Annotated in this window: 15 protein-coding genes; 5 read left to right on the top strand and 10 right to left on the bottom strand. The window is 66.6% G+C overall.

All coding sequences use genetic code 11. The features are described 5' to 3' along the window. Positions 1 to 3: 3 nt before the first annotated feature. Both BG90_RS19985 and BG90_RS19980 read right to left on the bottom strand, forming a co-directional pair. Positions 4 to 1,347 carry a putative glycoside hydrolase gene (locus BG90_RS19985; RefSeq protein ID WP_045568367.1) on the bottom strand — a complete coding sequence of 448 codons (1,344 nt, stop codon included), beginning with the start codon at positions 1,345 to 1,347 and terminating at the stop codon, positions 4 to 6. A gap of 109 nt (positions 1,348 to 1,456) precedes the next feature. After that, positions 1,457 to 2,611 (bottom strand): polysaccharide deacetylase family protein, encoded by a 1,155-nt coding sequence (locus BG90_RS19980; RefSeq protein ID WP_010120980.1) that lies wholly within the window; start codon positions 2,609 to 2,611, stop codon positions 1,457 to 1,459. 14 nt (positions 2,612 to 2,625) lie between these two features. Between BG90_RS19980 and BG90_RS19975 the strand changes: the two genes are divergently transcribed. After that, positions 2,626 to 2,907 carry a hypothetical protein gene (locus BG90_RS19975; RefSeq protein WP_010120978.1) on the top strand — a complete coding sequence of 94 codons (282 nt, stop codon included), beginning with the start codon at positions 2,626 to 2,628 and terminating at the stop codon, positions 2,905 to 2,907. On the opposite strand, the gene BG90_RS36210 is transcribed toward BG90_RS19975, so the two are convergent. Genes BG90_RS36210 through BG90_RS19960 form a run of 4 tightly spaced genes read right to left on the bottom strand, consistent with a single transcriptional unit; the run spans position 2,883 to position 7,795 of the window. Beyond that, entirely contained in the window at positions 2,883 to 3,116 is a 234-nt protein-coding gene (locus tag BG90_RS36210; protein ID WP_041281820.1) for a hypothetical protein, read from the bottom strand. The genes BG90_RS19975 and BG90_RS36210 overlap by 25 nt on opposite strands. Further along, a complete protein-coding gene (locus tag BG90_RS19970) occupies positions 3,113 to 4,063 on the bottom strand; it encodes a dimethyl sulfoxide reductase anchor subunit family protein (RefSeq protein ID WP_010120974.1) in 951 nt (316 codons plus the stop codon). The genes BG90_RS36210 and BG90_RS19970 overlap by 4 nt, the downstream gene beginning before the upstream one ends. Positions 4,064 to 4,110: 47 nt before the next feature. Next, positions 4,111 to 4,857, bottom strand: a complete 747-nt coding sequence (locus tag BG90_RS19965; RefSeq protein ID WP_010120972.1) for a 4Fe-4S dicluster domain-containing protein — start codon at positions 4,855 to 4,857, stop codon at positions 4,111 to 4,113. A gap of 16 nt (positions 4,858 to 4,873) precedes the next feature. Further along, positions 4,874 to 7,795, bottom strand: coding sequence for a molybdopterin oxidoreductase family protein (locus BG90_RS19960; RefSeq protein WP_010120970.1), 2,922 nt, complete (start codon positions 7,793 to 7,795; stop codon positions 4,874 to 4,876). A gap of 678 nt (positions 7,796 to 8,473) precedes the next feature. Here BG90_RS19960 and BG90_RS19955 point away from each other — a divergent pair. Beyond that, on the top strand, positions 8,474 to 8,908 hold the full coding sequence (locus tag BG90_RS19955) for an Hsp20/alpha crystallin family protein (protein WP_010110812.1): 435 nt from the start codon (positions 8,474 to 8,476) through the stop codon (positions 8,906 to 8,908). A 233-nt stretch (positions 8,909 to 9,141) separates the two neighbouring features. Here BG90_RS19955 and BG90_RS19950 read toward each other — a convergent pair whose 3' ends face one another. Next, the gene (locus BG90_RS19950) at positions 9,142 to 9,810 is read right to left on the bottom strand and encodes a nitroreductase family protein (RefSeq protein ID WP_010120967.1); all 669 of its coding nucleotides are present in this window, start codon (positions 9,808 to 9,810) and stop codon (positions 9,142 to 9,144) included. Between the two features lie 289 nt (positions 9,811 to 10,099). Here BG90_RS19950 and BG90_RS19945 point away from each other — a divergent pair, with 289 nt between their 5' ends. Further along, positions 10,100 to 10,549 (top strand): CBS domain-containing protein, encoded by a 450-nt coding sequence (locus tag BG90_RS19945; RefSeq protein ID WP_010110810.1) that lies wholly within the window; start codon positions 10,100 to 10,102, stop codon positions 10,547 to 10,549. Positions 10,550 to 10,909: 360 nt separating this feature from the next. Here BG90_RS19945 and BG90_RS19935 read toward each other — a convergent pair whose 3' ends face one another. Together BG90_RS19935 and BG90_RS19930 are read right to left on the bottom strand one after the other, a co-directional pair. Continuing rightward, positions 10,910 to 12,703, bottom strand: coding sequence for a SulP family inorganic anion transporter (locus tag BG90_RS19935; RefSeq protein ID WP_045568366.1), 1,794 nt, complete (start codon positions 12,701 to 12,703; stop codon positions 10,910 to 10,912). Continuing rightward, on the bottom strand, positions 12,700 to 13,731 hold the full coding sequence (locus tag BG90_RS19930; protein WP_010120957.1) for an Acg family FMN-binding oxidoreductase: 1,032 nt from the start codon (positions 13,729 to 13,731) through the stop codon (positions 12,700 to 12,702). The genes BG90_RS19935 and BG90_RS19930 overlap by 4 nt, the downstream gene beginning before the upstream one ends. Positions 13,732 to 14,260: 529 nt before the next feature. On the opposite strand from BG90_RS19930, the gene BG90_RS33355 reads away from it, so the two are divergent. Both BG90_RS33355 and BG90_RS37040 read left to right on the top strand, forming a co-directional pair. Then, the gene (locus BG90_RS33355) at positions 14,261 to 15,439 is read left to right on the top strand and encodes a lipid II-degrading bacteriocin (RefSeq protein WP_081469993.1); all 1,179 of its coding nucleotides are present in this window, start codon (positions 14,261 to 14,263) and stop codon (positions 15,437 to 15,439) included. Positions 15,440 to 15,630: 191 nt separating this feature from the next. Next, on the top strand, positions 15,631 to 15,936 hold the full coding sequence (locus tag BG90_RS37040) for a hypothetical protein (protein WP_010110805.1): 306 nt from the start codon (positions 15,631 to 15,633) through the stop codon (positions 15,934 to 15,936). A 197-nt stretch (positions 15,937 to 16,133) separates the two neighbouring features. Here the strand turns inward: BG90_RS37040 and BG90_RS19920 are convergent, their stop codons facing one another. Then, positions 16,134 to 17,843 carry a bifunctional aminoglycoside phosphotransferase/ATP-binding protein gene (locus tag BG90_RS19920; RefSeq protein ID WP_010120954.1) on the bottom strand — a complete coding sequence of 570 codons (1,710 nt, stop codon included), beginning with the start codon at positions 17,841 to 17,843 and terminating at the stop codon, positions 16,134 to 16,136. Between the last annotated feature and the right edge of the window lie 67 nt (positions 17,844 to 17,910).

The following is a 17,910-nucleotide window of genomic DNA, read 5'->3' as shown; positions in this document are numbered from 1 at the left end:
CGGCTATTTCGGCAACTGCTTCGGATCGTAGCGATTGCGCGCGTTCCACAGCATCCATCCGTCGGTTTCGACGGCGTCGGCGGCGTCGACCTGCGCGCGGATCTCCGCCGCCTCGAAATCGCGGCGGTCGAACGCGTAGTCGCGGAACGCCTGCAGCCACGGCCGGAACCGCACGCCGGGCAGCCCGGTCCGCGAGCGCGCCTCGGCAAGCGAGCGGCGCACGATCTGCCCCGGATCGGCGGTCGGCTGCGTGCAGCCCGGCAATCCCCACGTGAAGCCGGACGGATAGAGCATCGGCGAGATGTAGTCGAGCGGCCCGCCGAGCATTTCGATCTGCTGACCGATCGCGGTGTCGTCCTCGTTCCAGCAGACGTAGCCGAAGATGTCGGCGGCGACGAACACGTTGTACGGCGCGAGCCGGTCGTGCGCCGCCTGCAGGAAGCCCGTGATCGCCGCGGTGCGGTTCGCGCGCGTGTTCGGCACGCTGAAGCGCAGCCCGCGCGCGTCCGGGAAGCGCACGTAGTCGAACTGGATTTCGTCGAAGCCGAGCTTCGCCGCTTCCTCGGCGACGTCGAGGTTGTGCGCCCACGCTTCGCGCGACGACGGATCGATCCAGCGCAGCTTTTCGCGGTCGTGCCAGATATCGCCGCCCGCATCGCGCACCGTCCATTCCGGATGCGCGGCCGCGAGCGGATCGTCCTTGAACACGACGATTCGCGCGATCAGGTAGAGCCCCCGCCGGTGCAGATCGGCGACGAGCGCCGCGAAGTCACGCACGACGGGCGCGTTCGGCGTCTGCGCCGCCGCGCCCGATGTGCGCCGCGCCGCGCTCGGATACGGCGTGATGCCGCGATCGCCCTTCATGTCGATGACGAGCGCGTTGATCGCGGTGGCGCCCTTGAGATTCACGGCGGCCTCGCGCAGCGTCTTGCTCGTGATCCCGAATACGGACAGATAGACGGCCTTCGGCCGGAACGGCGCGAGCGCGACGGTGACGGGCTTGCCGGCCGCGACGGCGGTGCGCGTCGCCAGATAGCCGGGCGCGCGGACGGCGATCTCGGTCGCCGCGACGTCGGTCGAGAACACGCCTTGTTCGTCTGCGTGCATCGGGCGGCCGCCGATCGTCACGATCGCGGCCGCGATCGGCTTGCCGGTCTGCGCGTCGACGACGGTGCCGTGAACGGCCGAGGCCGGGGTGCGGGCCACCGGGGTGTTGGCCGCCGGAGTGCCGGCCACCGCGCTGGCGGCAAGCGCATCGCCGGGCGGCGCGACAGCGGCTACAGCAAGCACGCACGCGCAGGCGCTCGTTCGGAACCACGTTCGGAACCATTGTGCGAGCTTGCTCATGTCCGGTTCTCCACACGCGTATCGGCAATCGTATCGCTGGGCGGCGCGGCGACGGCCACGGCGAGCGCGCACGCACAGGCGCTCGCACGCGACCATTGGGCGATCTTGTTCATGGCCGGCTCTCCGCGTGCGCATCGGCATGCGCATCGCCGCGCTCGCCGAGCATCCGTGCGAGCACGGCCGGCGTGCAGTCGTCGACGATCAAAAAGCGCGGCAGCGCGAGCGGCGCGTCGCCGCGCCGGACCTTGCGCGCGTCGAGCGTGAAGCCGGCGACGTAGCCCGACTGCGCGGCGAGCGACGTCAGCTCGCCGTCGTAGAGACCGAACGGCCAAGCGAGCAGATCGACCGGACCGCCGACTTCGCGTTCGATCAGCGCGCGCGAATGCGCGAACTGCGTCGCGGCGAAGCGGCGGAACGCGTCCGGCGCGAGGCGCCGGCGCTCGGTGCGAAAGTTCGGATGCCACCACGTGTGCGATTCGATGTCGAAGCGGCCGGTGTCGCGCAACGCACGCAGCTCGTCCCACGTCATTGCGTACGACGCGTTCGAGATCGCGGACGGATAGATGAACAGCGTGACGGGCAGCCTCTCGCGCAGCACGATCGGACGCAACAGTTCGTACACCGAGCGATGGCCGTCGTCGACGGTGATCGCGACCGCCTTGTCCGGCAGCTGCGCGGACGGCGATGCCGCCCATCCGACGACGTCGCGCAGCGGCACGATTTCGTAGCCGTGCGCGCGCAGGAATGCGAGCTGCGCTTCGAACGTGCTGATGCGGACCGTCATCGAATCGGGCGGCGTCGATGTCGAGAAGCGGTGATAGACGAGGATCGCGGGGCGTGAAGCGTCGGCGGCGGTGGGCGTGGCGTCGTCGGTTGCGGCGAGCGCGGACGGCGCGGCGCACGCCGACGCGAGACACCAGGCCGCCGCTGCGAGCCGGAGTCGGGTGAACCAGGAGCCTGAGTGTCGCAAGGGCATTCCTTTCGTTATTCGAAACTTGTTCGGGCGGACCGATGCCGATGCGGTCGGCGGTTGCTCGTCGGCGTGTGCGTCGTGCCGAATGCCTGTCGTGTTCGCCACGACCGCGGTGTTTGCCGCGGCGACCGTGCTCACCACGTTCTCCGCGTTCGCCACGTCCACCGTGTCGACTGCGCTCGCCATGTTCTCGGCACTCGCCGCATTCACGGCATCGATCGCGCTCGCCGCGTTCATTGCGGTTACCGTATCCACGGCGCTCGTCGCGTCTGCGACATCGGCGACGCTCATCGGGTTCGCGCATCATGCGCGAAGTCGCAAACGGCAAACGGCAAACGGCAAACGACTCACCACGCGCCGCGGCCGGCCATTGGCGCGTCGATGACGATTCGCGCCCGCATGCGCCCATGCGCGATCGGCAGTTCCGGCATCACGCGGGGCTGCTCCCGAAAAACCTCACCTTTGCGATGCCGAACACCGCCGCGATGGCCGGCTCGTCGGCCGCATTGCGGTGTCGCCGTGCGGTGCGCGTCGAATCGGTCCTGATACGGCAACCATGCTGCTACGGTTTGAGCGGCGGCGGTTGATCGTAGTCAAGAACGCCGGCCTTGGCGGGACGAAGCCGTCCGGTGCGAACGGCGCTGCCGGCGGCGAAGAGGGAGGCGCGTGAAAGGCGCTGACGATGCGCGGCGCCGTCGCCGTTGCGGATCGACGCGCGGCGGACACGACGATCGGCGCACGCGTGCGGGCCGAGCGCGACGCCCGCCCGGCGCGGCACGCATGCGCCGCCGATCACGCGGCGCTCTGGTAATAGACGTTCTGCGGGTGCCGCGCCTCGGCAAAGAAGAACCAGCGCTCCGCGACGAGCCCCGCGTACTGGATCGCGAATGCGCCGCACGCGAGCCCGAACGACGCGACGGCCGGCGCGGCAGCGCCGCCGATCGCCAGCAGCGCAACCGGCACCGCGAACGCGCAGATCAGAAACATCCACTTCACGCGCCGCAACGTCAGCGGCGTCTTCCCGTGGAAGAACTCGCGCAGGTTGAACGCGCCGGCCGTGAAGCCGCGCGATCGCTGCACGACCTGCCGCGCGTGGATGCCGGTCGCGCTTTGCACCGTCGATCGCGGCCGCAGCCGCGCGTTGCGCACCAATGCCGCGGTGCGCGTCGCGCAACCCGCGAGCGTCAGCGCGCACGCGCACACGGCGAGCGCCGGCGCGAGCGGCGGCGCGAACCACGCGGCACCGGCGGTCGCGAGCGTGAAGCCGGACGCGCAGCCGAGCAGCACGAAGTTGGTCATTGTCAGCGGCGTCGCCCATTCCTGCAGGAAGCGCAGACAGATGTAGATCATGCCGGTGCAGACGAACAGCACGCCGCTCGCGAGCGTCGCGAGCATGCCGAGCGCGAGCGAATACGGCAATGCGAGCGCATGCGCGCCGCCGTAAGCCGTCGCGCACGCGAGATACACCGGCAGCGCGATGCATTCGCGCGCCAGCCACGACGTGCGCCACATCGCGACCGCGCGCCATGCGCGCTCCGGATGCCCGAGATGGAAGAACGATGCGAACAGGCCGAGCGAGCCGAGCAGCACGGCGAGCGCCGCGCCCGCGACGAAGAACGCCTGCGGCGGCGACGCGGTCAGCCCGAGCCGCGCCGCGAGCTCGACGCCGAACAGCGCGATCACGAACCCCTGGCTCGCGCCGCTCAGCGTCGTCAGGAATATGACCGAAAAAGCGGGTTTCATTCGTATTGCTCCAGATTCGGTGTCGATAGCGCCGGCGCGCGGCGTGTTCAGACGCGCTTCGCGAGCGCGGCGAGATGCACTTGCTCGTGCGCGAGTTCGCTGCCGGCCGAAGCGAGCGCCGGTTCCTCGCCGGCCGATCGGCACGAGCACGCGTCGCCGCCGCCGCCGCCGCATGCGGTCGTCGTGCGTCGGGGCAGATAGTGATTCGCGGGACGCGTTCCCCATTCCGGCATCAGCTGATAGCCGCCGCGCTCGCGAATCGCTTGCGACACGACCGATTCCGGATCGTGAATGTCGCCGAAGAGGCGCGCCGAAGTCGGGCACGCGAGCACGCACGCGGGCTTGCGATCGCGCTCGGGCAGCGCGTCGTTATGGATACGGTCCGCGCAGAGCGTGCACTTCGTCATCTCCTTGCGCGCCTCGTCGAGCTCGCGCGCGCCGTACGGGCACGCCCACGCGCAGTACTTGCAGCCGATGCACTTGTCGTAGTCGACGAGCACGAGCCCGTCTTCCTTGCGCTTGTAGCTCGCGCCCGTCGGGCATACGGGCACGCACGGCGGGTCCTCGCAATGCAGGCACGACTTCGGGAAATGGATCGTGTCGGCGAGCGGGAATTCGCCCGCCTCGAACGTCTGCACGCGGTTGAAGAACGTGCCGGACGGATCGGCGTCGTACGGGCGCGCATCCGACAGCGCGCCCGCTTCGCCCGACGTATTCCATTCCTTGCAGCTCGTCACGCACGCGTGGCATCCCACGCACACGTTCAGATCGATTACGAGCGCCATATGCGTCATCGCATGCTCCTCCTCGTCAACGGCGTTTCGCCGGATTGCGCAGCCGGGCGGCGAATTCGCCCCGGCCTGCGAAATAGCCCTGCACGATGCGGCGAACCGCGCCCGTCACGCCGGGCAGCGCCGGCATCGGCGCGAACTGCGGCAGCGTATGGTCGGCATCCGCTTCGGCCGGATAGATGCGCACGCGCACGTCGTACCACGCGGCCTGACCGGTGATCGGATCGGAGTTCGAGATGCGCGGCGCACGCGCGGTGTCGCCGGGCAGCTCGTCGGTGATCACGTGATTCAGCAGGAAGCCGTGCTGCGATTCGTTCGCGTCCGGCCCGAGATTCCACGCGCCCGCCGCCTTGCCGATCGCGTTCCAGGTCCACACGGTGCCCGGCTCGACGACCTCGCTGTAGCGCGCGCGGCAGCGCACCTTGCCCCATTGCGACTCGACGTAGATCCAGCCGCCGTCCGCGATCCCAGCGTCGCGCGCGATCCTCGGGTTCACGAACAGATGGTTCTCCCCATGAATCTGCCGCAGCCACGCGTTCTGCGAATCCCACGAGTGGTACATCGCCATCGGCCGCTGCGTGACGGCGGCGAGCGGGTAGCGCCGCAGATCGGTTGCGCCGAGCTCGAGCGGCTCGTACCAGAACGGCAGCGGATCGAAATGGCGCGCAATGCGCGCGCGCAGGCGATCGGGCGGCTGCCGGCCGCTTGTCTTGCCCTGCGCGGCGAGACGGAATTTCTGCATCACGTCCGAATACAGGTGGATCACGATCGGCTCGTCGAACTTCCGGAAGCCTTTCTCGACCGCCCATTTCAGATACGGGCCGTTGCAGCCGCGCATGTATTGCAGCGTCTCCGGCAGCGTGTAGTGAAAGACACAGCCGTGCTTCGCGTATTCGTTCCATTGGCGCGGATTCGGCTTGCCGACGAGCGCGCCGCCGCCGTCCTCGCCGCGCCAGCCCATCAGGAAGCCGACGCCCGAATCGGGCGCAGTCTGATAGTTGACGATGAAGTCCGGATAGTCGCGGAATTTGCGCGTGCCGTCGGCGTTCGTGAACGCGGGCAGCTTCAGCCGGCTCGCGAGCTCGATCAGCACTTCCTGGAACGGCTTGCATTCGCCGGTCGGCGGCACGACCGGTATGCGCACCGAGTCCGCCGGTCCGTCGAATTCGGAGATCGGCCGGTCGAGCATCGACATCGCGTCGTGCCGTTCGAGATACGTCGTGTCGGGCAGGATCAGATCGGCGAACGCGGTCATTTCGGACTGGAACGCGTCGCACACGACGATGAACGGAATCTTGTATTCGCCGTTCTCGTGCTTGTCCGCGAGCATCTTGCGGACCTCGACCGTGTTCATCGACGAATTCCACGCCATGTTGGCCATGAAGATCATCAGCGTGTCGATCGGGTAGGGATCGCCGCGCCACGCGTTCGTGATCACGCTGTGCATCAGCCCGTGCACCGCGAGCGGGTATTCCCACGAAAACGCCTTGTCGATCCGCACCGGGCCGCCTTGCTCGTCGACGAACAGATCCTCGGGCGCGGCGGGCCAGCCGAGCGGGCCCGCCGCGAGCGGCGTGTCCGGGCGCACCGCGTCGGGGCCGTTCGGCGGTTTCGCCGAAGGCGGCACCGCGCGCGGATACGGCGATTTGTGGCGGAATCCGCCCGGCCGGTCGATCGTCCCGAGCAGCGACATCAGCACCGCGAGCGCGCGGATCGACTGGAAGCCGTTCGAGTGAGCGGCGAGTCCGCGCATCGCATGGAACGCGACCGGATTGCCTGTGACGGCGTCGTGCGTCTCGCCCCACGCGTCGGTCCAGCGGATCGGCAGCGTGATCTTGTGATCGCGCGCGACGTCCGCCATTTCGCGCGCGAGCCGCCGGATCGTGTCGGCCGATATGCCCGTGATTCGTTCGGCCCATTCCGGCGTGCATTCGGCGACGCGCTCGCGCAGCAGCGCGAACGACGGCGCGACGGGCGTGCCGTCGTCGAGCGCGTAGCGGCCGTCGAGCGCGGGCGTCGCGCCGCGCGTGTGATGCGGCACGGGCCGGCCGCTGCCGAGATCCCACCACAGATGATCCTGCGGAAACAGCGGATTGCGCTCGGGCGTGGCCGGGTCGCGCACGAAGAGCCCAAACGTGTCGGCGTCGGCGCGCATGTCGAGCAGCTCGGCCGCGTTCGTGTAGCGCGTGACGAAATCGCGGTCGTAGCGCTCCGTCTCGATCAGCTCGCGAATCATCGCCATGAACAGCGCGCCGTCGGTGCCGGGACGAATCGGCACCCATTCGTCGGCGATCGCCGCGTAGCCGGTGCGGATCGGATTGATCGCGACGAACCGGCCGCCCGCGCGCTTGAACTTCGAAATCGCGATTTTCAGCGGATTCGAATGATGGTCCTCGGCGGTGCCGATCATGAAAAACAGCTTCGCGCGATCGAGATCGGGGCCGCCGAATTCCCAGAACGAGCCGCCGATCGTGTAGATCATGCCGGCCGCCATGTTCGCCGAGCAGAAGCCGCCGTGCGCCGCGTAATTGGGCGTGCCGAATTGTTTCGCGAAGAGGCCCGTCAGCGCCTGCATCTGGTCGCGGCCGGTGAAGAGCGCGAATTGCTTCGGATCGGTCGCGCGCAGATGCGCGAGCCGCTTTTCGAGCACGGCGAACGCGACGTCCCACGACACCGGCTCGAACTGCGCGCCGCCGCGCTCGGCGCCCGCCTTGCGCATCAGCGGCTGCGTGAGCCGCGCGGGCGAGTACTGCTTCATGATTCCCGACGCGCCTTTCGCGCAGATCACGCCTTGGTTGAGCGGGTGATCGGGGTTGCCGTCGATATAGCGGACTTCACCGTTTCGCAGATGCACGCGGATTCCGCAGCGGCACGCGCACATGTAGCAGGTTGTCGTCTTGACTTCGAGTTGCTCGTTTCCGGCTCGCACACGATCGTCCATGTTCGCTCTTTGTCGAAGGTTCCGTCGAAGCGAGCGCGACGGATGTCGACTCGCGCTTTGCATGCTATGTGCGGCGCTCCGGTATGACAAATCGCGATTTCAAACTGAAGTCATCGGCGAGGCTGATAGATCGTCGATTCGCGACGGACGCGCGAACGCGCGAACGATGCGGCCGGCCTCCGTCGATCTCGGTACGGCCCGTTTTGCGCAATACATGCTGATGAACAGACTTCGGCCATGTCGTCTCGAAGCCCCGCGCTCGCTCGTGCGTGGCGACGGCGCTTGCGGAGCCGGGGGCGCGATGCCGAGCCTCGCGGCGCGACGGTAGCGCGCAGATAGCGATCCCGTGACCGGCCTGCCGGTCACGGCTGCGGCGAGCGACGACGCATGCGTGCCGAGGATTTTCGCGCGGCGCATCGTCGAATCGAACCGGGAACGAAATCGATAGGGGCGAAACGTCGACACGCGCGCCGATCGGCGCCGGATGCGTTCGGCGCATGGCAAGCGTGACCACCGATTGACGCACGTCAATGCCGGACGGACCCGTGTCGCTACGCTGAAAACCAGCGGTATCGATCCGATCGGCATCAGGTCATTGAGGGGCGTTCGGCATGTGCCGGATGTCGTCCGCGGTGTCGGCCGCGCATCGTGCGCGGCTGCGAATTCCAGGAGAGAGCAATGAGCAATTTGACGCGTTACGACCCGTTTTCGCTGGAACCGATGTCCGATCTGTTCCAGGGCTTGTTCCGTCCGCTGCGCGGCATGATGGACGTCGAGGAAGAGAAGCTCGCATCGGTGAAGATCGACGTGACCGAAAACGACCAGTCCTATATTGTCAAAGCCGAGCTGCCGGGCGTCGACAAGAACGACATCACCGTGCAGATCGAAGGCAACGCTGTGTCGATCAACGCGAAGGTCGAGCGGAACAAGGAACTGAAGGAAGGCGAGCGCGTGATCCGGCGCGAACGCTATTCGGGCGAGTTCAGCCGATCCTTCTCGCTCGCGAGCGAAATCGACCGTGACGCCGCGACCGCGCAGTATCAGGACGGCGTGCTGGCGCTGACGCTGCCGAAGAAGGCGACTGCGGAAAAGAAGAGGCTGGCGATAAGCTGAGCGCGCGTGCGCGCCGCGGTTCACGCGGCGCGTTGCTTTGCGATGCGGGCCGGCGCGCCTTTGGCGGTGCGTCGGCGGTTCCTTGTCTTCCTGATGTGACGCGGCGCGCGTTGCGCACAACGCAGCGCACGCGGCGCAGCGCGTGCGCTGCGAGAAACCTCAGCCGTGACGAGCTACGCCTCGCCCGCGCGCAGCGATCCCGCCCGCATCGGCGCAGCGGGATCGCGCGAAGTTCAGGCGTGCGCGCCGCCCGCGTGCGCAACCGGCATGCCGACCGTCTGCGCGAGGATCGGCAATTCGTCTTCGTTCAGGCTGAGCGCGTCGGCGAGCAGCCGATGGTTGATCCAGCCACGCACCACGCAGCCGAGTCCCGCCGACGCGCAATACAGCGCGACGTTTTGCGCGATCGCGCCCGCCGCCACCGCGGAGAACGTCTCGCGCAGCGGTTTCGGCATCGATTGCAGACGCGACGATCGCACGACGTAGACGAGGTCGAGCGGCGCGGCGCCGACGAAGTCCTGATAGCCGGTCAGATTGCGCGCGTCGATCGAGCGCTTCAGCAGCAGCCGGTGCAGCACCGGATCGTAGCGGTAGACGCCGTCGGGCAGCGCGACGTAGATGTCGATCTCGTTGAATGCGTGCGCGGACGGCGCGGTGCGGCCGCCCGTCACCGGACGGTTGACGCCGCCGGCCGCCCACAGCAGTTCGCCGAGCGTCGTCGGCGCGAGCGTCGCGGACGAGAATTCGCGCGTGCTCGCCCGCAGCGACAGCGCGGCCATCAGCGGCAGGCCCGCGCCGAGATCGGGTTGCGGCAGATCGACGATCGCGGGCGCCGCCTCTTCCGCGGGCGCGGGCAATGCTACGGCGATCGGTTGATAGGTCAGCAGTTCGGGGTCGCTCATGTCCGTCTCCAAGACAGTGGAAAACCGCGCCGCACCCGCTCGCGAGCGCGCTCGCTTCTCAACGATAGCGAGTGTGTCGCACGCCGAACTGATCCCGATCAAGCGTCGCACGCCGCCGCGCGCGTGCCGGCGATGTTGACGTGCGTCAGAATGAAAGGCGGACGCGCGTGCGACGCTGTGTTGCATATTTCTGCGGACGCTGCGCCCCGTCGCGCTCTGCGTTGCCGGAAGGCCGGCGGGCGCGAGCTGCGGCGCGTGCGTTCGCCATGCATATGAACGGAGGCCGATCGTGAACGCTGCCGAAATCTGCACCCGCGACGTCGCCGTGTGTCGCCGCATCGACACCGTGCTCGACGCCGCGCACCTGATGCGCGACCGCCACGTCGGCGACCTGATCGTCGTCGACGACACGGATCGCGCGCAAGAGCCGGTCGGCATGCTGACCGACCGCGACATCGTGCTGTCGCTGATCGCGAAGGAGGTCGATCCCGCCGCGCTGTTCGTCGGCGAGATCATGTCCGCGCCGTTGGCCGTGGTCCACGAGCAGGACAGCTTGTGGACGATCGCGCACCGGATGCGGCTGACGGGCGCGCGCCGGATGCCGGTCGTGAATGCCGAGGGCGCGCTCGTCGGGATGGTGTCCCTGGACGACGTGCTGGCGTGCGCGGCGTCGCTGTTCGACGAGATCGCGTCGGTTTCGCGGCGGCAGATTCACTTCGAGGAGAAGGCGCGGAGCTGACGGGCGCGCGGGTGTGGAAAGCGCGGAAGGCGTGGAAGGCGCGCCGCGTGCCGTGCGCGCCGTCGTTATCGGGCTTTCGCGCATCGAATTCATCACGCCGATTTCGCCAAGGCGGTCTCGAATCGCCGGTTTAGCGGCGTCGTTTTCGATGCGTTGATTGCGTGCGTGATTGCATGCGCGCCGTGTTGCGTCGTATTGCGGCGTGTTGTTGTGCTGCGCTGCGCGAGTGCGCGCGCTGCGTTCGCGCAACCGGTTTCATGTCTGCGGAGTGCACATCGCCGATCATCCCGGCTTGCCTCTCGCGATCGCTGTCGTGCGCTCCCGTCGTGCGCCGCACGCCGGCAGCCTCGCGTCGAGGCGCTAACGCCGCGCCCGCCGCGCCCGCCGCGCGGTCGCCGTTTCCTTGCGCGCCTGCGCGAAGTGCAAGACCGCATCCGTCACCGTCGGAAAGAAGTGATCGGCGCCGATCTTGTCGAAGAGTCCGTAGGTGCGCAGCCGGTCCTTGACCGGCCCCTTCATCTCCGCGAAATACAGCGTGATCCGCTGCGCGGCGAGTTCGTCGCGCAGCGTCGCGAGCATGTCGGCGGCGGTGACGTCGACGTCGGTGATCGGCTCGGCCGCGATCACGACGCAGCGCACCGGCGCGTCGGCGTCGGCGATCGCGTCTTGCACGTGGTCGCGAAAAATCGTCGCGTTCGCATGAAACAGCGGTGCGTCCCAGCGGAACGCGACGAGGCCGGGCATCTGCCGTGCGTCCGGATGTCGCGACACGTCGTGATAGCCGTGCATGCCTTCCACGCGGCCGAGCACCGTATCGTACGGATGCCACGCGCGCCAGACGAACGACAGCAGCGACAGCCCGACCGCGAGCAGAATGCCCGGCACGACGCCGAGCAGCACGACGCCCGCGAAGCACAGGACCGACACCACGCATTCGCCGCGGCGCACATTGAAGAGGCGAACGACCGCCCGCACGTCGACGAGGCCGCTCGCCGAATAGATGACGACCGCCGCGAGCGCCGCGAGCGGCACGCGGGCGAGCAATGTCGGCGCGACGAGCAGCAGCGCGATGCAGCCTGCCGCGACGACGCTCGTCAACTGCGTGCGCGCGCCGGCCGCGAGCGCGACGGGCGTGCGCGACGAACTGCTGCTGACCGCGCAGCCGCGCAGCGTGCCGGCGAGCAGGTTCGCCGCGCCGAGCGCGATCAGTTCCTGATTGCGGTCGGTTTCGCGGCCGTCGTTCTGCGCGAACACGCGCGACAACACGCTGATGTCGGCCACCGACACCATGGCGATCGCAAGCGCGCCGGCGATGAGCCGGCCCGCGTCGGCGAGCGATATGGCCGGGAGGCCGGGCAGCGCCATGCTGCCGGCGAGCGGGCCGACGAGTGCGACATGCGCGTCCGCGACGTGCGCATCCGGCGCCGTGCCGAGCCACGCGGCGGCGATCGACGCGGCGGCGACCGCGATCAGGATGCCGGGCCACGCGGGCGCGACGCGTCGCAGCAGCACGATGCCGGCGAGACAGCCGGCGCCGAGCACGAGCGATGCGGCGTCGATCCGGCCTCGCGCGACGGTCCCGGCGATGCTCGTCACTTCGTCGACGAACGTGCCGCCGCACGGCGCGGCGCCGAACAGGCTCGGCAGCTGGCTCGCGATCAGCGTCAGCGCGAGGCCGTTCAGATAGCCGTACTGAATCGGTTTGGACAACAGATCGGTGACGAAGCCGAGCTTCAGCAGGCCGGCGAGCACGCAGAAGCCGCCCGACATCAGCGCGAGCGCGGCCGACAGCGCGACCGCGCGCGCGGGGTCGCCATGCGCGAGCGGCGCGATCGCGCCGGCGATCAGCGCGGCGAGCGCGGAATCGGGGCCGAGCACGAGGATCCGGCTTGGTCCGAAGATCGCGTAGCCGACGAGCGCGGCGATCGTCGCGTTCAGTCCGGCGACGACGGGCAGGCCGGCCGCCTGCGCGTAGCTCATGCCGACCGGCACGAGGACGGCGGTCAGCGCGACGCCCGCGAACAGGTCGCGCGCGAGCCACGCGCGCTGGTACGTGCGCAGCGTCGCGACGCCCGGCAGCCACCGGCGCCATGCCGCGCCGCCGCCGCGCCGCGCGACGTTTCGGTCGCGCGCGGCGCGATCCCGCTCGATCAAGACACGACGTCCATCAGCGGACGCCGCGGCGCGTGCGGGACGACCGGGCCGCGCCCGATGCGCAGCAGCAGTTGCGGATGGGCATCGACGTGCAGCAGCGGGCGCAGTCTTTCGCGCAATACGTCGATTTCGATCGGCTGATTCAGATAGGACGCGGTCAGCCCCGCGGCCGTCGCGACGAGCAGCACGCGCTCGAGCGCCTGGCCGGTCGCGACCCACGCGTCGCGATCGTCGCTCGCGGTCGAGATGCCGACGACGAGCGGCGAGCCGTCGACGAGCTTGTGATGCATCGCCGCCATCCCGCCGCCGAGATCGAACGTGCGGATCACCGAAGCGACGACGGGCGTCGCGAAGTCGAGCAGCGCGGGCACGCCGGCCGCGAACGCCGGCATTCCGTCGTCGCGGCGGCGCGGATGCACCCAGTTCGCGAGCTCGCGCCGAAAGCGCAGATCGGCGAACTGGCGGCGGTCGGCGTCGGCGATCAGCTCGGCGATCTCCTCGCGCGCCGCGGGCGCGTCGACGCAGGCAATCTCGGCGCCTTCGGCCGCGCCGGCATCGACGAGCGCGCGCTGGATCTCGCACGATACCGCTTCGCTCGCGAACGGCGCGCGGGTCGTCACGCGCTCGACGATCGCGTCGAACAGCGGCACGAGGCTTTCGTCGTGATAACCGTGGGGATCGAGCCGCACGAGCGCGATCACGTCGGGGTCCGAGCTCGACGGGAACATGTCGATCGAATATGCGAGTCCGAAGTGGCTCAGCGCGACGCGCAGATTGAAGAGCGCCGCGCCGCAACTGACGAGCAGCTCGCGGTCGTACGGGTCGACGACGGGCAGCGCGCGCAGCCGGTCCGCGCACAGCATCACGGACGCGTCGCCGAGGATGAAGCGCCACGGCTGCGTGTTGTGGCTCGACGGCGCGAGGATCGCGTAGCGGATCGCGAGGCGAAGCTGGTCCTCGACGCTCGCCGACGGATCGAACGGGGGGATCGCTTCGGGCGGCGTCGTCTTGAGCGGGGATGTTTCCATGTTGCGGGTCTCCTGTCGGGAGGCGCGGCTCGCGTGCGGGCGGGGACGACGCGCCGGAACTCGGGGCGATGCGGGCTCGGACTGCGCGGCATCGATTTCAGTCTATGGAGCGGCCGCCGGGGGGGCTTGACCCAGATCAACGGGGGCCGGGCGATGAGTCGAGCGGGTATTCGGTCGCAGGCTGGTGGACGCATGTCTTTCTGTCCGAATGGATGCCCGTTGCAATGGGAAGATCAGAGCGCTCACTTTTCATCTAGACCTATTTATCTTAATCGAAATGCTAAATATAGAAAGCTCGCCTGTAATGCTTCGTACGTGGACGAGGGATTCAATCGAAACTTGATAGGGGGGCAGGTATTTCGGTTGACGTGGTTTGATATTTCAATTAGCTTACAATGATCGTATTTCATTTGAGACCATGGAAGTACGGGGGACGAGAGCGAAGCTTGGCAGGCTTATCATTTTATTTGATTAATTCTATAGAATTAAAATATGGGAAAGTAATCGAAATAAGTTTTCGGGGTGTCCAATGGAAGAAGAAAAATTCAGGCATTCAATATCGAATCGAGATCGCGTGATGCATGTTTCTAAAAAAAGAAGATCGCTAATACGTACTTCAATTGCATTCCCGGCGGCCATGCTGCTGCCTTCGGTTCGGATCTGGGCGCAGACGAAAGGGCATGGGCCAGCCGACGAGCTCCCTATGATTTCCGTTACCGCGCCTCGTGAAACCAATCTGCCGGTTCCTTCGGTTGGAGGACCAGTGGGCGGATACAGTTGGACGGCCGGATTCGACAATATACGAGGCGGGATATATCAAATTGGTAAATTCAATCTGGTTAACGGCAGGAAAATTCTATCTGCGGCCGAAGCTGGAAGACCGCTCGACGTTCTTTCTGAATTTGCGTATGGAATGGAATTGGCGAGTAATAATCTCGTCAAGGCACAAATTGCAACCTACGGACTTTTCACTCAATGGTTGGCGAACAATGGGTGGCAGAGTATCGTTGGCGCCGATCAGTACGGGCTGTCAAATACGCAGCCGAGTGGCTTGACAACAGCGTTCGGCTTGTTCAGCGATTATTATTTCAGTCATCTCCCTACGCCGCCGATTTCGGAATTCCAATTTTATGCAACACCGTTCTTTACTCTCGCCGCCTATGATTATTGGATTCGCGGAAACGGATCTCCCCGGGCGGTCGATCTCAAATCTTTGCGCCTGGGTATCGGGGCCAATGAGATTGGCCCCATTCGATCCATTATCGTCAATGATGGCATGGGACCTGGTGCCTACCCCATTGATGCCGAGTTCAGTACGAATCTGCTGAGCGATAAGGAGTATATCGTCGGTTCCGCACTTGGTCGAGTGAGTGGTCATGTCGTTGGTCAGCTCGTTTTGACGGCTGATGGAGGTTTTTCATTTTCCGGGGAGTGTACGCTGAATCCGGATAAATTCGATTTCGATGCTTCAAATTCGAGGCCTTATATTCAGGAGATGTTGACTACCTTGGTCAGAAAGATGGGCGAGATAACTGGTCATACGGATTTTATGATTTATTTTAAGGGGTCTCAACCTTTGAATATTTCAGGATCTCGTCGAAACATTAAGGCCATGGATGAGCGTGGGATTGTCCATAGGCCGTCCATGGGAGGGTTGCCCCATCTGGGTATGCGGGACATAATAAATGGAAATGTTTCTGGTCTATAGGGAATAAGTGTTGATATATTTGATCGAGAGTGTTTGTTCCGTAAATTTGATGATGATCTCGATTAAACTTATCGTTGATTGAGTGTAGGTTGATGGTTTGATGGCGAGATATTTAAACTGTGCGATAGTGGATGAATTGCTTTGATGGATGGTAAATTGAATTGAATTTAAATCGATCTTGGAAGGTAAAAGTGGTGATCTCCGTCGTTACTCTTGTTCTGGTGATTGTCGGGCTGGTGATTGCCATGATGTACGTGCGAGTCTATGACGGTGGCGATGGAATTTGCCCCGATATGACGCGACAGGAGATTAAATCCAATATCGTGAAGTATGCATATCGAAATAACAAGAATCCAAAAGTTGACTTCGATGAAGATTTTTTATATCTGAACGATGTCGCGCAGTGGAAGGTTCCATACAAGGTCAACGGCCACCGGTACGTTGCCAAGATGACCTGCAAAGGTTGGGTCGTGGACAACGTCGGCCCGTATGACTGAGCTGTTGGGCGAGCGTTCGCGTCGCACTGGATTGAGTCGGCGGGATGCGCTGTATCGCTGCGGTGCTTCGTCAGATTGCACGATTCGGGACAACGCATCGCCGGTATGAAATAGGCTGCCGCAGCAGTGCAATTGATCAGACCCACGCGGGCGATCCCATAGCAGCGCGCGTCTTTGGTGCGGGGTCTTTTTCGACATCAACTCGTTGTCGCGACAACCATTGAGGTCGCGCCGAGCACGTCGAGCACCGGCCGCCAATACCCGGTCGACCGGAGCGTCGCGAGCGGCACGTCGGTATCGAAGCCGATCGTGCGCATGCGTTCGTCGGCGTCGAGCGGATCGGCCGTCGCGAGCTGCGTCGCGAGCACGGCCGCGCCCGCGTCCGACCGATCGCTTCGTTTGGCGGCGCGCGCATCGACGCGCCGTTCGAGACACGCGCGGCTCGCGCGGAAATCGAGAATGAACACGGGCACGCCCGTCTCACGCGCGAGCGCGACGAAGCTCGCGCGGCGCGCGCGGGCGAGGAACGTCGCGTCGACGAGCGCCGTGTAGCCGGCGCGCAGCACGTCGCGGGCGAGCCCGCGCAGCCGTTCGTACTGCGCGTCGATCCGCTGCGGCGTGTATGCGCTCGCGGGCAGCGGCCGCGCGTCGACCGCCGTGAATGGCCGCGCGCGCTTGCGCTCGCTGTCGCTCGACAGCCGGATCGCGCCCGAGACGTCGGCGAGCGCGCGGCTCGCGACCGACTTGCCCGAGCCCGAATAGCCGTGGCACAGCAGCAGGCACGGACGGCGCGCGCGGGCCGCATGCGCGGCGACGTCGATGTACGTGCGCGCCCGCTCGAAGTGCGCGTTGCGCGCCGCATCGTCGCCGCCCGCGCGCATCGTCGCGACGAGCGCGCGCACGAGCGCGCGGTACGCGACGTACAGCGGCAGCGCGGCAAGGCCCGCGAAGTCGCCCGTCTCGTCGAGCCAGCGGTTCAGCAGCCGGTGCGCGAGATCGGCGCGCCGGTGTGCGTGCAGATCCATCAGCAGAAACGACAGATCGTTGATCACGTCGATCCAGCGCAGCGCGTCGTCGAAATCGATGCAGTCGAACATCAGCGCATCGCGGCCATGCTTCACGACGTTGTCGAGATGCAGGTCGCCGTGACACGCGCGGACGTAGCCGCCGGCGCGGCGCGCGTCGAGATGCGCGGCGAGCGCGTCGCAGCGGCGCAGACACCACGCGCGCAGCGACGCCGGCAGCGCCGGGCCAAGCGCGCGCTCGAGCGGCGCGAACACGTCTTCGATCTGCTTGCGCAGCTCGTGCGCGCTGCCGAACGCGCGCTGCGGGACGTCGCGCGGCGCGTGCAGGTGGTAGGTGGCGATGCGCGTCGCGGCGGCGTCGATGTCCGGCGCGCCGAGCTCGCCGCGCGCGAGCCGTTGCGAGAACAGCATCCGCTCGTCGAAGCGGCGCATCTTGACAAGATGATCGACGGCGACGCCCGCACCGCCGACGCGAAGGCCGCGCGCGCGCCGCACGATCGGCCGGACCGCGACATAGATCGGCTCGGCGAGCGGGCGGTTCAGCGCGAGTTCGGCTTCGCATGCGCGGCGGCGCGCGGCGAGGTCGCTGAAATTCGCGAAGCCGAAATCGAACGGCTTCAGGCGCTTGTATGCGAAACGCCCGACGAGGTAGACGACGGAGATGTGCGTCTCGATGCGCACGATGCGGCCGGCCGGATGCGGATACGTCGACGCGCGGCGCAGTGTCGCGTCGATTTCGCGCGACAGGCGGCGGGCCGCGCGCTCGCGCACCGTGCGCCGTTGCGGGCCGTTGCCGCGTATGGCGGCGGCGCGCACCAGGCGGCGCGTGCCGCGCGACTCGTCGGCGGATTTCGCGAGCTTCGGCGGGCGCGAACGGCGCATCTGTCACCTCCGGGGATCGTGGCCACGCGGGATGCGGGCGCCATCGGCCGTGCGGCTGCCGACAGCC

It is taken from the genome of Burkholderia oklahomensis C6786, from assembly GCF_000959365.1.
Classification (GTDB): domain Bacteria; phylum Pseudomonadota; class Gammaproteobacteria; order Burkholderiales; family Burkholderiaceae; genus Burkholderia; species Burkholderia oklahomensis.
Note: the sequence above shows the minus strand (reverse complement) of the source record. Positions and strands in the feature narration are given on the sequence as shown.

What these genes read in the sequence shown, in the direction of transcription:
- BG90_RS19985 (WP_045568367.1), bottom strand. Translation starts at nt 1,347, where the DNA reads ATGAGCAAGCTCGCACAATGGTTCCGAACGTGGTTCCGAACGAGCGCC.
- BG90_RS19980 (WP_010120980.1), bottom strand. Translation starts at nt 2,611, where the DNA reads ATGAGCGTCGCCGATGTCGCAGACGCGACGAGCGCCGTGGATACGGTA.
- BG90_RS19975 (WP_010120978.1), top strand. Translation starts at nt 2,626, where the DNA reads ATGCGCGAAGTCGCAAACGGCAAACGGCAAACGGCAAACGACTCACCA.
- BG90_RS19970 (WP_010120974.1), bottom strand. Translation starts at nt 4,063, where the DNA reads ATGAAACCCGCTTTTTCGGTCATATTCCTGACGACGCTGAGCGGCGCG.
- BG90_RS19965 (WP_010120972.1), bottom strand. Translation starts at nt 4,857, where the DNA reads ATGACGCATATGGCGCTCGTAATCGATCTGAACGTGTGCGTGGGATGC.
- BG90_RS19960 (WP_010120970.1), bottom strand. Translation starts at nt 7,795, where the DNA reads ATGGACGATCGTGTGCGAGCCGGAAACGAGCAACTCGAAGTCAAGACG.
- BG90_RS19955 (WP_010110812.1), top strand. Translation starts at nt 8,474, where the DNA reads ATGAGCAATTTGACGCGTTACGACCCGTTTTCGCTGGAACCGATGTCC.
- BG90_RS19950 (WP_010120967.1), bottom strand. Translation starts at nt 9,810, where the DNA reads ATGAGCGACCCCGAACTGCTGACCTATCAACCGATCGCCGTAGCATTG.
- BG90_RS19930 (WP_010120957.1), bottom strand. Translation starts at nt 13,731, where the DNA reads ATGGAAACATCCCCGCTCAAGACGACGCCGCCCGAAGCGATCCCCCCG.
- BG90_RS33355 (WP_081469993.1), top strand. Translation starts at nt 14,261, where the DNA reads ATGGAAGAAGAAAAATTCAGGCATTCAATATCGAATCGAGATCGCGTG.
- BG90_RS19920 (WP_010120954.1), bottom strand. Translation starts at nt 17,843, where the DNA reads ATGCGCCGTTCGCGCCCGCCGAAGCTCGCGAAATCCGCCGACGAGTCG.